Below are 14,968 nucleotides of genomic sequence, written 5' to 3' on the forward strand. Positions count from 1 at the left end.
CACTCACCTTGAACTTGTCTGTGGTTATCTGAGGCTGAGCTTGACAACCGGATATTCGATAAAAAATTGATCTATATCACTGAGATGATCGTAACCAATTATTAATTGTACAAACAATTGATGGAAGGGAGCGATTTATGCCCATGGACTATTGTAAAAGCCCTAGTGCAAAAATATAATTGTCGGGCTTAATTTACACTACATGCAACATGTAATGTGGTTTTCTTGATGGTATCTACGACGATACTCATGATTTTATTTGTTAAGCATTCAATTTAGTGTTCATAGCTAGTTGCACATGCTTATGAATTCTATGAGTTTACATTAAGCGCCTAGTCCGCTTGCAAAACCTGCTCTAGGACATTCTGAGGTTACAGATGAAGAAAAAACTGTTCCAGTCAACTATGGTATTCGCACTTGCACTGCTTTTAAGCGGTTGTGAGCTTGCCTTGTTCGATTCCAGCGGTGTTACCGGGAAAAAAATTGGTGACACTATCCTACTTACAATGGGTCTAATGCTGATCGTTGTTATACCAACGATTTTAATGTCTCTTTGGATACCATTTAAATACCACGCGAGTAAGAAAGATGAGTCTTACGACCCTGAGTGGGAACACTCTAGCAAGATAGAGTTTTTTGCCTGGGGTGTGCCAGTAGTGATTATTGTTGTGTTAGCAACCATCACTTACTTTACTTCTTATTCTCTTGATCCTAGGAAAGAGATCGTTTCGGACAAGAAACCTCTTACTATTCAAGTGGTTGCAATGGATTGGAAATGGTTATTCTTGTTCCCTGAAGAAAAAATTGCAGTCGTAAATGAAGTTGCTTTTCCTGTTGATAGACCGGTTCAGTTCTTGGTTACGTCTCAATCCACGATGAATTCGTTTTTTATTCCTAAACTTGGCGGACAAATTTACGCCATGGCGGGTATGGAAAACCGTATGAATATTATGGGCTTTGAAGTGGGCGAGTACCGTGGTATATCAGCCAACTACAGTGGTTTTGGTTTTGCGGGAATGCGTTTTAAGGCCAAAGTTACCTCGGATGAAGATTTTGAAAAATGGGTAGAAGGTGTCAAAGCTTCTGGCCAAGTATTAACCGATGCTGAATATGATCGCTTAATTGAAAAGACACGTGATCATAAAGTGGAGTATTTTTCATCAATAGATCCTCTGCAATTTAAGAATATTATTGAGTCTTTCACTGGAGCGCAAAATGGTTCAAACTGATCTAATCAAAGATCCTCATGTGCTAACGGGTAAGTTACACTGGGGTGTTATTCCTTTCCATGACCCTGTAGTAGCGCCAGTAATGTTCGCTGCTATTTTGGGTGGTCTATTGCTGGTTGCTTACATTACACACAAGAAGTTGTGGGGGTATTTGTGGGACGAGTGGTTTACGTCGGTCGACCACAAAAAAATCGGTATCATGTACTGTATCGTTGCCTTGGTGATGTTGGTACGAGGCTTTTCTGATGCTATTTTGATGCGAACGCATCAAGCATTGTCAATGTCAGATACCTATGGTGAAGGATTCTTGCCTCCAGAGCACTACGATCAAATTTTTACCGCCCATGGCGTAATTATGATCTTCTTTGTGGCAACGCCTTTAATGATAGGGATCATGAACGTGATCATGCCGCTGCAAATTGGCGCGCGAGACGTTGCTTTTCCTTTCTTAAACTCATTAAGTTTCTACTTGTTTTTGGTCGGTGCATTACTGGTAAACATTTCATTGTTTGTCGGTGAGTTTGCCGCGGTGGGTTGGTTAGCTTATACCCCGCTTTCTGGCATTGAATACAGTCCAGGGGTAGGTGTTGATTACTGGATATGGGCTTTGCAAATATCCGGTATCGGTACAACGTTAACCGCAGTGAATTTCGTGGCCACTATTCTGAAAATGCGTGCGCCAGGCATGTCAATGATGAAGTTACCGGTTTTCACATGGACAACGTTTTGCGCCAATATCATTGCATTGGTTATTTTCCCAATCTTGACGATTGCGATTGCTCAGTTAACACTCGACCGTTATTTGGATTTCAACTTCTTCACCAACGATGATGGTGGAAATCAAATGATGTGGGTTAACTTGATTTGGGCTTGGGGTCACCCCGAAGTGTATTTCTTGGTATTACCCGCTTTCGGTATGATTTCTGAAGTGACGGCTACTTTCTCAAGAAAAAGATTGTTTGGTTATGTTTCTCTTGTTTGGGCCACCATTGCCATCACAATCTTGTCCTTCCTCGTATGGTTGCACCATTTCTTTACGATGGGCTCAGGCGCGAGTGTTAATGCTTTCTTCGGTATCATGACAATGATCATTGGTATCCCTACAGGAGTGAAGCTCTACAACTGGATCTTTACCATGTACAAGGGTCGCGTCGAATTAACGGCGTCCATGTGGTGGGTGATCGCCATGTTGGTAACCTTTACGGTAGGCGGAATGACGGGTGTTATGCTGTCTATTCCTGCGAACGATTTCGTACTGCACAACAGTATGTTTGTTCCTGCTCACTTCCATAACGTTATTATTGGTGGTGCGGTCTACGGCTACTTCGCCGGTTTCACATACTGGTTCCCTAAAGCGACCGGTGTGAAGCTAAACGAAACGTTGGGTAAATGGTCTGTTGCACTTTGGTTCTTTGGTTACTTCTTCGCTTGGGTGCCTTTGTACATAACGGGCTTCGATGGTATGACTCGTCGTCTTCAGTACATCGATAACCCAGAGTGGCAATCGTACATGTATATCTCTCTAATTGGTGTGGCGCTTATTGCTGCAGGTATTGGTACTCAGGTATTCAATATTGGTTGGAGCTTGTACAAACGTAATGATCCTCAGTACAAAGATGTAACGGGCGATCCATGGGATGGTCATACTTTAGAATGGTATACATCGTCACCACCGCAGTTCTATAACTTTGGTGATGTGCCATACATCAATGATCGTGATCAATTGCTTGATATGAAGCAAAAAGGCACCGCTTATAAGCGTCCTGAAAAATATCAGCGCATTCATATGCCTAAAAATACGTGGGCCGGTCCGGTACTTGGCTTGCTAACATTACCAATGGGATTTGGTTTTGTATGGCATATTTGGTGGATGGTTATTGCATCGGTAGTAGCGATCTTTGCTTGCTGGATCAAACTCAACTTTGAACGCGATAAAGATTATTACGTTGAGGTTCCAGAGGTTGAAGCGATTGAAGGTAAATTCTTGAAGAGTAACGAAGGTCGTCGTTATTACTTTGAAGGAAATGCAAAACACTATAAAAAGTGGAAGCCATCTGATCAAAAATGATAGAACGGTTTTGCTAAGTAATCAGTAAACTGTTGTTACAGAGCCATCCATAGATGGCTCTGTAATCAGAATTTAAATTTTGGAAGATATTTATGACTGCATTAACTAACGATCATGATCTTCATGACCATGACGATCATCACCATCATGAAGCGGAAGCTGCTGATCGCTACATGTTTGGTTTTTGGCTATACATCATCAGTGACTGTTTGTTGTTCGCTACTTTGTTTGCCACTTACGCGGTTATGGGGCAAAACTTTAATAACGAGATCACACCCTATGAACTCTTTGATTTAGGTTTCGTTGCGGTTGAAACGGCCCTTTTGTTGTTGAGTAGTTTTACCTTTGGTATGGCTATGCTGGGCGCCAATGCTGAAAACATGGCGAAAATGAAGCTTTGGTTGATTATCACCGCTTTGCTTGGACTTAGTTTCCTTGGCATGGAAATTTATGAATTTGTTCACTTTAGTCATGAAGGTGCCACGCCACAAACCAGCGGTTACTGGACGTCTTTTTACAGTCTAGTGGCTACACACGGTTTGCACGTAACAGCGGGTTTGATCTGGATGGCTATTTTGTTTGTCCACTTCAACCGTGATGGTTTTACAAATGAAAATAAAATTCGTTTGTCTTGTCTAAGTTTGTTCTGGCATTTCCTAGATATTATCTGGATTTGTGTTTTCAGCTTTGTATATTTAAGAGGAGCTATGTAATGTCTTCATCTGAAACGGGTCCTGGCGGACAAGCTCACGGTAGTGTTAAAGAGTACGTAACGGGTCTTATTTTATCGATTGTGCTGACCATTATTCCATTTTATTTGGTTATGTCAGGCACAGGAAGTGACACGTTTGTGATCATTGCGATCGTTGTTGCCGCGATTGCGCAGGTTTTAGTGCAGATGGTGTTCTTTCTTCATATGAATGGATCTTCTGGACAAACTTGGTTAACGATCTCTGCCGTTTATGCGGTGTTCATCTTGCTCTTCGTTATTGTTGGTTCGTTGTGGATATTCGAGCATTTGAATCACAATATGCTAATGGGTCACTAACCTAGTCGAGAAAATTATGTTTAAGGACTATGTTTCGCTGACCAAGCCAGGCATTATCTTCGGAAATCTCATAGCCGCTGCAAGCGGCTTTTTCCTAGCTGCAAAGGGTAATATTGATTGGTTTTTGTTGCTCATTGTCTTGATCGGTACGGCGTGTATCGTGGCGGCTGGCTGCATTATTAACAATTACGTTGATCGTGATATTGATTTAAAAATGAGTCGCACTAAAGACCGTGCACTCGCACAAGGTCGTATCAGCGTGGGTTCTGCGTTGTTTATGGCGTTGGTCTTGGGTACCATCGGTTTTGCATTATTGCACCTTTATACAACGGTTTATGCTGTCCTGTTCGGTGCTATTGGTCTTCTCGTTTATGTGGGTCTTTATACCTTAAAATACAAACGCAATTCGGTGTATGGAACACTTGTGGGTAGCCTGTCAGGCGCTTGCCCTCCTGTTATGGGCTATGTCAGCGTCAGTAATGGCTTTGATGTGGGCGCCGCTATCTTATTGTTGACCTTCTGTTTTTGGCAAATACCGCATTCTTATGCCATCGCAATCTGTCGTTTTGATGATTACAAAGCCGCCAATATCCCAGTTCTGCCGGTAAAATACGGCATACAGACGGCAAGATACCACATGTACGTGTATATCGTTGCGTTTGCTGTGGCCGCTCTGTTCCTGTTTGAAAGGGGTTTTGTGGGCAATGTCTATGCTTTGGTCATCACGCTGATGAGCATCTATTGGATTTATTTGGTTAAAGCCGGATATAACGTAGACGACGAAAAAGCATGGGGACGCAGATTGTTTGTTTTTTCGATCATTATGATCATGGTGTTTAGCGTATTAATCTCGGTTGATTACGTTAACTACGAGCCAGTTGGCTTGGCATTTACTCATTACTTATCAATGGTTATTGCATAATGAATGAATCTAGAGTGTTAAAAATATCTGTTTTTGTGGCTGTTTTTTTCTCTATCTTTATTATCGTGTTTTACGCCACGACAACAACTCGTCCAATTGGAGAAAAGTACAAACCGTTGAGCGAGTTGGGTGGTCCTTTTACTTTGCATACTAAAGAGGGACCTTTTTCCCTTTCTGATGTCGAGGGGAAAGTGGCCGTCGTGTATTTTGGTTTTTTGAGCTGCACCGAGGCGTGTCCTGCGTCTATTGGTGTGGTTCAGGCGGCGTATAAGCAATTGACGGTCGAAGAACGTAACGGTGTTCAGTTCTTGTTTATCAGTGTTGATCCCGATCGCGACTCTTTGAATGATTTGTATGATTTCGGTGATTATTACGATAATGATTTGATTGCCTTAACGGGGTCAGAAGAAGAGATTGATAAAGTGACCTCTGACTACGGTGTATTCTTTGAATTAACCGACTTAGAGGGTTCTGCACTTGGTTATACCGTCGACCACTCTTCTCGTTTTTATATGATCGATAAAACAGGCAAATTGTTCACGACCATGAGCCACAGCACAACACCCAGTGAGCTCGCAGCGCGTATTAAACAACTGCAAAACAAAGCGGTTACTGCTTCTTAATTTTCACTGTCATCTCTAAATGAAAGGACGTGTTATGGCCATTCGTCATTCTTTTTTTGCCGTTACTTTAGCGTCATTGTGCGCACTCTCTTTTAACGTTCATGCCGACACGTCTATGTCGGTGATTGTCGAAGAGAACGACATTCAACAATGCAAAATACCTTTGCTAGCAATTGCCGATGAATTGATCGGAACCAATGTTCATCGTTTGCATGTGGATCAACCTAAACAGCACGCGGACAAGTATCCCTTTACCGTCGTCGGTGTTATTTCATACAAAGATGATGATGCGCAAGTACAATTTAATGCGTTCCCCATGGTGAATGGTGAATGTGAAGTGTCCTATCAAGAAGTGTTTGAGTCACCTGAAAATTGTTTAGAGGTGCGCGAACAGATTTTTAAGAAGTGGGAATATGTAGGAAGGCTAAGCAAAAACAGTTTCTTCTTACGACACAAAGAGCGTTTGACGAAAAACGCAACACTAACAAGTGTGAAGTCAGGTACTGAGTGTTTGGTTACCCGACGTCACAGTGGTTTCTAAGAGGCAGTTACATGAAAAAAGTCATAGCATCTTTATTGCTAGCGGTGAGCCCACTGGCGTTTTCCGCTCAGTTGGATATTAGCAGAACAAACCTTAAAGCCAACACGCCGGGCAGCGATAACACAGCCGCTTATATGTTGGTTGAAAACTTAACAGACAAAGACGTGCGTATTGTGAGCGCCGCATCGGATGTAGCGGAATTTACTGAGCTGCACAGTCATAGAATGGACGGCGATCGAATGATCATGCGTCAGGAAAAGTACATTGATGTTGATGCAGGAGAGACGGTACGCTTCGTACCAAATGGCTACCACATTATGCTGATTAACCTGAAGAAACGCATGAAACATGGCGAGGTTGAAGACATCACCTTGATATACGACGATGGAACGTCACAAACGGTTCCATTTACTGTAATAGACCCAAGAAAAGCCGGGTAATAGCGCATTTTTTTATTGAAAGAGCCTATAGGTTTTGTTTGATTGAAAGAACTTAAAGCTTATGCTTTTCTAATAAAACGTGTATTCCTTCGATCGTTACTTTGCCGTATAAAACATCCACTACTTCTCCGCCTGGAGACACGATATAAGTGGTGGGTAATACGGCAGGTAATGAGATCGGCAAAGCTTCCAAAGACTTCGTAGTTAACACCGGAAATTGGATCTGATGACGAATTATTAAGTCTTTAATCTCTTGATCGGGCAACCGGTCGTAACTGATCCCAAAAACGCGTAATTCACCCGCTTGTGCTAATTCATTCAGCTCTGGGAGTTCTTCCAGACAAGGCTGACACCACTCAGCAAAATAATTGACCAACGTCCACTGATCGCTCTTCCAGCTATAAGACTGACCTGAAACCGCCTCGAAAGAGGGTGTGCTGCGCAACAGCATGACCATCACAAAAGTAGCGACGGGTAACAGCGCTATCGCGAGCATTTTAGTAGCAAACGAGGCATTTTTAAACATCATAAGTGGCTCAAACGGGTCGAATTAGATCAATGAAAAAGACAACAATCATAACTACAGGCACTTGATCGGGCAAGGCAAAGCCATGAAATTCTCCGCATAGAAACCATCGCCCGATGAGTAGGCAAGCCACCACTCAAACTTTGCTCATTCTGATCACTTTCTATTTTGTTGCGAATTGGGTATTTTGAAGAACCTTACGTGACACTTAGTTGTGGCGTTGTTCCCGGCTCATAAAAAGGATGATGTGCATGAAAGCGCGGTTACGTTCCATAATGCCTGTGGCGGCCTTACTGGTTTTCATCAGCCACGGGCTTCACGCAGAGACGATCGAGTGTTTGGCATTACCGGCTGCGGCCCCCGAGGGGGTTGCTCTTAATGCGGTAATGATGTCGGCTGATGAACAAGTAAAAAGCCGTTACTGCCTTGTCACGGGCGTCATGGCGCACCGTATGAGTGAAGATCACCAGCCGTATGCTATACACTTTGAACTGCGTTTGCCCAATGTATGGCAGGGGCGATTTGCGTACCAATTTAACGACGGCAATGAAAACCAAAATGGCAGATTTACTCCGGCACTTGGCCGTGTTACGGGTCAGGAAAGCCCCCAATATGCTATTAATCAAGGCTTTGCTGTGGTATCTGGCAATGGTGGTTTTCGCTCAACAGGTCTGACTTCGATCAGCCAGAGTAAAGCCATCAATCCAGACTCGGGATTAATAAACAAGGTGATCTTTGGTCACGACCCCGAGGCACGTCGTGATTTCGGCTATGGCGTCGTTGAAACACTGACCCCCGTTGCTCGCCAATTGATCGAGCACTACTACCAAGCGCCCATCCAATACGCCTATGGCCTAGGTCAGTCCAATGGTGGGCGAATGGCGATGGTTGCCGCGTCGCGTTTCCCCAGCATGTTTAACGGCTTAATCGCCGGTTCCCCTGGATTCAATGCCCCTAAAGCGGCACTGCAACACCCGTGGGATGTTCAAGCGCTGCACCGAGTGAATGACACCATCAATCAAGCCCTAAGCCCTCGTGATCTGACCTTGTTTGCGCATCACCTCTTGAAGCAGTGCGATGGTTTAGATGGCCTTAACGACGATATGATTTTTGCGGCTGAGGCGTGTCAAACGGCCTTTAATCCTAAAGCGCTTGTGTGCAAAAGTAATTTTGATAGAGACTGTCTGCCGCTCAACAAAGTCGCTGCGTTAATTCGCATGCACAGAGGGCCACATAATGCGAAAAACCAAGCGCTATACGCCAGTTGGCCTTACGACACGGGCATTCGCTCTGCAAATTGGCGTTTTTGGAAAATAGAAAGCGGTTTTCCAGCATGGGACGATAAACCCGCTGCCGTTGCCATAGGAGCCGCGGCTTTGGCCCATCTTTATACCACGCCTTTTTTGGATGTTTCGGGGGACGTTTACGCACTCGAAAAATATCTACAGACATTTGACTTTGATAAAGATGCGCCAAAAATTTACGCAACAAATACGGTATTCAACGAGTCGGCCATGACCCTCATGACGCCGCCAGATGTGATGAAACCACAGCTTACCGAGTTTAAACAGCAAGGCGGTAAAATGCTGCTGTTTCATGGTAACAGCGACCCTGTGTTTTCAGTTCATGACACCTTGCGCTGGTACAACGATTTGAACTTTATGCACGAAGGACGTGCAGCAGAATGTGTGCGTCTGTATCGTATTCCGGGCATGCCTCATGGGCAAGGCGGCGCTTCTGCCGATCAATTTGATGTGCTCCAACCCCTTATATCTTGGGTGGAGCACAATCAACCCTCCGAGGCTATCATCGCTAAAACGCGATTCAATAACCCTGAAATTACCGCTCGAATGTCGGGTATGTCCCGCCCCTTATGCCCTCACCCTGCTTACGCAAAATACATTCAAGGTGATTTTTTGAAAGCGGGCGCTTTTCAGTGTGTTGTGAGCCGTTAGCGTCCTGTTCTGTCTGGTATTACGCTCCGATTAAGGAAGCATTGGGTATTCTGCGTGTGCGTTATTGAAAATAGTAAGTAATATATATAATAATCATTGAGTGCTAAATTAGGTGGCTAACATGCAGACGAAAAACATTGGTTTTCTACTCACGGACATTATTCGCCTGATGCGTCGGGAATATTCGAAGAGTGATTTAGGCATGACGCCGATGCAGGCAAGAGCCCTCGTATATGTTTCTCATAGTGAAGGCATTCGGCAAGTTGCCTTGGCGGACATGCTCGACATACAGCCCATTACACTGGCGCGTTTAATCGATCAATTGGCGGCAGACCGTTTGGTGGAGCGCCGACCTGATCCTAAGGACCGTCGTGCCTACGGCTTGTATCTAACAGACGCGGCGCGGCCGTTATTAGACAAAATCGATAAAGAAGTGGACCGCGTTCGTAAGATAGCCCTACAAAATTTAACCGATGAGCAAGCCAACAGGATGTTAGAGGCGCTACAGCTCATGCACAGCAATTTATCACATTCTTCGTCATTATAAATACGTCTTTGGAGACACATCGGTTATGAGTGAACAAACAGTCAGCCCATCATTGCCAAAACACATTGAGAGACGCAAAACGCGCCGCACTTTTCTGGTGGCATTGCCCCTCGTTATCGTCATAGCGTCGGTCTTTATTTACATGAAAGGCGGGCGTTATGTTGAAACAGACAACGCCTATATTAAGTCCAACATAACGACCATCAATGCCGAAGTATCCGGGGCCATTACGTCCATCGCCGTGAAAGATAATGAAAAGGTGCAGCAGGGTCAGCTGCTGTTCAGCATTGATGCCTCGTCTTATCAAGTGGCTGAAGCTAAGGCGACGGCGCAGTTGCGACAAATTCGATTGAATATTCTGGAGCAGAAAGCGGCTTACGAAGAAAAACAAGCCGAAATTGATCAAGCCGAAAACCAATATGCATTTAACCAACGTGAAGAAAAACGCCAAGCTAACTTATTAAAACAAAAGTTCATTTCTGATACGCAATTCGATCAAGCACGACAAGCGGCACAAGTGAGCGCGCTGACAGTAGCAACCTTGAAAAAAGACCTGTTTCGGTTAAGAGAAGCCTTGGGCGGTGACCCGTCCACTCCCATCGAAGAGCATCCGAGTTACCAAACGGCTCAAGCTGTACTGGATCAGACGCGTATTGATTTGGGTCACCTTGCTGTAAGAGCGCCCGCTTCAGGTGTGGTCGCCAAAGTACCCAGCAGCGGAGAATACGTTTTAGCAGGTTCAACCACCATGGTATTGGTATCCGATGATGAACAATGGATCGAAGCCAATTTCACCGAAAAAGACTTGGCTTTTGTTCAGCCGGGTCAAGCGGTAGAGATTGAGATCGATGCGTATTCCGGCATGACCCTAACCGGCAAGGTCGAGAGTATCAGTCCCGCCACGGGGGCTCAGTTTTCTGTCATTCCTGCTGAGAATGCGACGGGTAATTGGGTGAAAATCGCCCAGCGGTTGTCGGTTAAAATCACCGTGGATGACCAACAAAACACACCGACTTTGCGTACAGGCTTCAGCGCCAATGTCACCATAGACACAGAACATCAGCGCCGATTATTCGGTTTAGCATTGTGAGGCAATAAGCATGGCCGCAACGCAAACGTCACCAACAAAAGACGCCAGTACAACGCGAATAATGGTCACGATTTCAGTGATGCTCGCGACCATTATGCAGGCATTAGACACGACCATTGCCAACGTAGCTCTGCCTCACATGAGGGGCGCGATGGGCACAACGCAAGATCAAATCTCGTGGGTACTGACGTCTTATATTGTCGCGGCGGCGATTTGTATGCCATTAACGGGAATCCTATCCGCAAAAATTGGCCGTAAACGTCTTTTTATGTGGTCCATTGTGGGGTTTACCCTATCGTCTATTTTATGCGGTGCGGCGCAATCTCTTGATCAAATTGTTATCTTTCGATTGTTGCAAGGCGTGTTTGGTGCCAGCTTGGTCCCCTTGTCGCAATCGGTGTTACTCGATACGTACCCAAAAGAAAAACACGGTTCTGCTATGGCAATGTGGGGTGTTGGGGTGATGGTTGGGCCCATTCTTGGTCCTTATTTAGGCGGCTTGCTGACGGAATATTACAGCTGGCGCTGGGTGTTTTACATCAATGTGCCCTTCGGTATTATCGCTTGGTTGGGCTTGGCGGGCTTTTTAGACGAATCAGCACTCGACAAAAAACGCCGATTTGATGTTTATGGGTTTGTTTTGCTGGGCGTCGCCATCGGTAGCTTGCAAATGATGCTAGACCGCGGTGAGTCTCAGAGCTGGTTTGAAAGCTTAGAAGTCATCATTGAGGGGGCGCTGGCCGTGGTGTGCGGTTATATGTTTTTGGTGCATATTTTTACCCACGATCACCCATTTATTGACCCTCGCATGTTCCATGATCGAAACTTCAGTGTTGGCATGGTGTTCATCTTTATTGTGGGTATTATTTTGTTGTCATCCATGGCCTTATTGCCACCGTTTATGAGTGCATTAATGGGGTATCCGGTCGTGGACATCGGTGCGATTTTGGCCCCCAGAGGCTTTGGGACGATGGGCGCTATGATCATCGTAGGGCGTTTGGCCAATAAAGTCGACGCACGGTATTTCATCACCTTAGGGTTGTTGTTAATTACCTTTTCGATGTGGGAAATGACCTTGTTTACCACTGACACTACTGCCTGGGATATTATTCGAACAGGCATGGTTCAAGGGGTTGGTTTGGGCTTTATTTTTGTGCCTCTATCGACCATTAGCTTTGCCACCCTAGACCCCAAATACCGCAATGAAGGTACATCTATGTTTAGCTTGTTGCGCAACATAGGCAGCAGCATCGGTATCTCGGTGGTAACAACTTACTTAGCCCAACGTACGCAAATAAACCACGCCGCGTTTGCCGATTATATCAACCCCTTCAATGTGGGTTTGCACATCGCACAAGAGCACGGCATTTACAACACAACGACCGCCGCAGGGCTGACGGTGCTTAATCAGGTAGTAACAGGGCAAGCCGCGACCTTGGCCTACTTGCAAGACTTTCGTTTGATGATGTGGGTGTCTGTCGCGGCCTTGCCTTTGGTGTTTTTGTTAAAAGGTAAACCCAAGCCCGCTAGCGTATAGCCACAGACTTGAATGTCATCATTCGCTAGTACTGTCTAAAAGCAAGCGTTATCATGCCTACCATTGAAACTGACTTCGGGTGCTTTATATAGTAGCCGATTTTGTTTGGAGGCAGACTTGAGTGCATTAGATCGACATTTTATTTTGGGCTACGGCAGCCTAATTAATGGTGAAAGCCGTGCGAAAACCGGTGAGACAGGACGAGTCTGGCCGGTCAAGCTACACGGTTTTGAACGTCACTGGTCGGTCATGTCGCGACAATATGGCATGAGCTCTGTTGCGGTCATCGAAGCCCCTAATAAAGCCTGTAATGGTGTGCTGGTGGAAGTCCCATACGATCAATTTCCGCTGTTCGATGAGCGGGAAGTAGGTTATCGACGCGCACAGCTTGAACCTCACCAACTAAGCACCTATCAAGATGACACACTGCCCACCGGCACTTACTGGGTGTATCACACCGACGATGTGGTTGAGCCGTATCATGATTGCCCGATCGCATTAAGTTATTTGGATGTGATTTTGGCCGGCTGCTTAGATCACGGTGATGCCTTCGCGAAAGACTTTTTAGTATTAACCCAGGGCTGGACGTCGCCCTTATTAAATGATCGCACCGCGCCGCGTTACCCCAGAGCGCAACCGGATATTGCGACAGAGCGTTTGAATCTTTTACTCGCGCCTGTCACCACCCTTTCTATAAAAGAGCTATCTGTTACTTATGAATCTTAATACCACGAGCCAACTATTGATGCGCAGTGAAGACGCGCTCACCGGTAAAATTTTATTTGCTAACCCAGAAGACACCTATCCGTTAGACCTTAGCCGCAAAGCCGATGTGTCTGCTTGGTGCCAATCAAAAACCCTTTACGATGCGTTGGCGCGTGTCGGTTTTAGCGATGAAAAACGGTTCTTTTCCGCGCAATGGTCGCCTGACAATGGCGCTGATTTTGATCACATTGTGGTGTATCAACCCAAAGCCAAAGAGCTACTAGACTATTTGCTTGCGTCGGTGTTGCCCTTATTAAAAATAGGGGGACGAATTTGGCTGGTAGGCGACAACAAAAGCGGCGTTAAATCGTCTATGAAGCGCCTAGAGAGCGGTTTAGACGACGTGGGCAAGCAGGATGGCGCCAAGCATTGTTTGCTTTACACGGGCTACAAGCGCCGCGACGCTAAGCCGTTTGTGTTTGATGATTGGCTCGTCACTTGGAAGCAAGACGTGGCAGGACAAAGCTTGACCTTGTGCAGCTTGCCCGGCGTCTTTGGTCACGGCAAACTCGACAAAGGCACCGAGCTTTTTCTGAACCAGCTTGATCAACATCGTTTTATGAGCGACGTCGCCAATTCGCGCTTACTGGACTTTGGTTGTGGCGATGGCATTCTTTCCCTTTGGTTGCACAACAAAACCGGTGCCAACATCACCGCCCTAGACGACAGCGCCTTAGCGTTGAAAGCCACAGAACGGACCTTTGCGGCCAACCAAGTTAGCGATAGGGTGACGTTAATCGCCTCAAATGGTCTAACGGACGTGAAAGGCCGTTTTAACTACATCGTCACCAACCCGCCTTTTCATAAGGGCATCAATACCGACTACAGTATTGCTGAAAGCTTTTTTATGAACGTCAAACAACACCTAACATTAAACGGTGAACTGTTTGTAGTGGCCAACGATTTCTTGCGTTACCCGCCTATTTTGGACGCTGCTCTGGGTTCGCATACGCGCTTATTCCGAGACAAAGGCTACGCGATTTACCACGGCCGCCAACCGAAGAAACGCTAATAGGGTCTAATGAAGAACTCTGTTAAAATAGGACTCCACACCCTAACACTAGGAATTTACTGTGAATAACAATGACATTTTGCGCCGCCTTCGCTACACATTTGATTTAAAAGAACTGGCCATTGTCGATATTTTTGCGTCGGCCGACGGCGTTGCTACGCAAGAGCAAGTCGTTAGTTGGTTAAAAAAAGAAGACGACACAGGCTATGTCGAGATGCTTGATATTGACATGGCGACGTTTCTAAATGGCTTTATTAATAACAAACGCGGCAAGCGTGAAGGCCCACAGATGGCTCCCGAAAAACGATTGACCAACAACATCGTCTTCATGAAATTGCGTATTGCATTGAACTTACAAGCCGAAGACATTTTAGACATCATGTCACTGGCGGAATTTAACCTAAGCAAACACGAACTGAGCTCATTCTTTCGCAAGCCAGACAACCGCCACTACTGCGAATGCAAAGACCAAATCTTGCGTAACTTCTTGATGGGTCTACAGAAAAAAATCCGCCCTTAATGCTAATGGGGAAACGCCATAAGCTTTAATAAGAAGCGACTTTCTGATCAATACAGACGATCAGAAAGTCGCTTCTCCCTATTTTTACCCTGCCGAATCGTTTGTCTTCATTCTTTTTATCGTCACTTTTACACCCAGTGTACAA

The 14,968-nt window shown here is 45.4% G+C and carries 16 protein-coding genes; 15 read left to right on the forward strand and 1 reads right to left on the reverse strand.

Annotated features, from left to right (window positions below; all coding sequences use genetic code 11):
• The first annotated feature begins 377 nt into the window (after positions 1-377).
• From cyoA to FXV75_RS00415, 8 genes are all read left to right on the forward strand, one after another.
• Entirely contained in the window at positions 378-1,229 is an 852-nt protein-coding gene (gene cyoA / locus FXV75_RS00380; protein WP_148830589.1) for a ubiquinol oxidase subunit II, read from the forward strand.
• Positions 1,216-3,297, forward strand: coding sequence for a cbb3-type cytochrome c oxidase subunit I (locus FXV75_RS00385; RefSeq protein WP_148830591.1), 2,082 nt, complete (start codon positions 1,216-1,218; stop codon positions 3,295-3,297). The genes cyoA and FXV75_RS00385 overlap by 14 nt, the downstream gene beginning before the upstream one ends.
• Before the next feature lie 92 nt (positions 3,298-3,389).
• Complete coding sequence (gene cyoC / locus FXV75_RS00390) at positions 3,390-4,010, forward strand: cytochrome o ubiquinol oxidase subunit III (protein ID WP_148830592.1); 621 nt, start codon at positions 3,390-3,392, stop codon at positions 4,008-4,010.
• Positions 4,010-4,345, forward strand: coding sequence for a cytochrome o ubiquinol oxidase subunit IV (cyoD, locus tag FXV75_RS00395; protein WP_148830594.1), 336 nt, complete (start codon positions 4,010-4,012; stop codon positions 4,343-4,345). The genes cyoC and cyoD overlap by 1 nt, the downstream gene beginning before the upstream one ends.
• A 16-nt stretch (positions 4,346-4,361) precedes the next feature.
• A complete protein-coding gene (cyoE, locus tag FXV75_RS00400) occupies positions 4,362-5,267 on the forward strand; it encodes a heme o synthase (protein ID WP_222863065.1) in 906 nt (301 codons plus the stop codon).
• A complete protein-coding gene (locus FXV75_RS00405; protein WP_148830598.1) occupies positions 5,267-5,890 on the forward strand; it encodes an SCO family protein in 624 nt (207 codons plus the stop codon). Before cyoE ends, FXV75_RS00405 begins: the two co-directional genes overlap by 1 nt.
• 34 nt (positions 5,891-5,924) lie before the next feature.
• Positions 5,925-6,431 (forward strand): hypothetical protein, encoded by a 507-nt coding sequence (locus FXV75_RS00410; RefSeq protein ID WP_148830599.1) that lies wholly within the window; start codon positions 5,925-5,927, stop codon positions 6,429-6,431.
• An 11-nt stretch (positions 6,432-6,442) separates the two neighbouring features.
• On the forward strand, positions 6,443-6,871 hold the full coding sequence (locus FXV75_RS00415; RefSeq protein WP_148830601.1) for a copper chaperone PCu(A)C: 429 nt from the start codon (positions 6,443-6,445) through the stop codon (positions 6,869-6,871).
• 52 nt (positions 6,872-6,923) lie between these two features.
• On the opposite strand, the gene FXV75_RS00420 is transcribed toward FXV75_RS00415, so the two are convergent.
• Complete coding sequence (locus FXV75_RS00420; protein WP_148830603.1) at positions 6,924-7,400, reverse strand: TlpA family protein disulfide reductase; 477 nt, start codon at positions 7,398-7,400, stop codon at positions 6,924-6,926.
• Between the two features lie 248 nt (positions 7,401-7,648).
• Between FXV75_RS00420 and FXV75_RS00425 the strand changes: the two genes are divergently transcribed.
• The 7 genes from FXV75_RS00425 to FXV75_RS00455 all read left to right on the forward strand — a co-directional run bounded on the left by FXV75_RS00425 (position 7,649) and on the right by FXV75_RS00455 (position 14,823).
• Complete coding sequence (locus FXV75_RS00425; protein WP_148830605.1) at positions 7,649-9,352, forward strand: tannase/feruloyl esterase family alpha/beta hydrolase; 1,704 nt, start codon at positions 7,649-7,651, stop codon at positions 9,350-9,352.
• A 121-nt stretch (positions 9,353-9,473) separates the two neighbouring features.
• The gene (locus FXV75_RS00430) at positions 9,474-9,899 is read left to right on the forward strand and encodes a MarR family winged helix-turn-helix transcriptional regulator (protein ID WP_148830607.1); all 426 of its coding nucleotides are present in this window, start codon (positions 9,474-9,476) and stop codon (positions 9,897-9,899) included.
• A gap of 25 nt (positions 9,900-9,924) precedes the next feature.
• A complete protein-coding gene (locus FXV75_RS00435; RefSeq protein WP_148830609.1) occupies positions 9,925-10,989 on the forward strand; it encodes an HlyD family secretion protein in 1,065 nt (354 codons plus the stop codon).
• A 10-nt stretch (positions 10,990-10,999) separates the two neighbouring features.
• Entirely contained in the window at positions 11,000-12,526 is a 1,527-nt protein-coding gene (locus tag FXV75_RS00440) for a DHA2 family efflux MFS transporter permease subunit (RefSeq protein WP_148830611.1), read from the forward strand.
• Positions 12,527-12,643: 117 nt separating this feature from the next.
• Complete coding sequence (locus tag FXV75_RS00445; protein ID WP_148830613.1) at positions 12,644-13,252, forward strand: gamma-glutamylcyclotransferase family protein; 609 nt, start codon at positions 12,644-12,646, stop codon at positions 13,250-13,252.
• Positions 13,242-14,303, forward strand: coding sequence for a class I SAM-dependent methyltransferase (locus FXV75_RS00450; protein ID WP_148830615.1), 1,062 nt, complete (start codon positions 13,242-13,244; stop codon positions 14,301-14,303). The genes FXV75_RS00445 and FXV75_RS00450 overlap by 11 nt, the downstream gene beginning before the upstream one ends.
• A 61-nt stretch (positions 14,304-14,364) precedes the next feature.
• Complete coding sequence (locus FXV75_RS00455) at positions 14,365-14,823, forward strand: DUF1456 family protein (RefSeq protein WP_148830617.1); 459 nt, start codon at positions 14,365-14,367, stop codon at positions 14,821-14,823.
• The last annotated feature ends 145 nt before the right edge of the window (positions 14,824-14,968 follow it).

Source organism: Marinomonas sp. IMCC 4694, from assembly GCF_008122525.1.
Lineage (GTDB): Bacteria > Pseudomonadota > Gammaproteobacteria > Pseudomonadales > Marinomonadaceae > Marinomonas.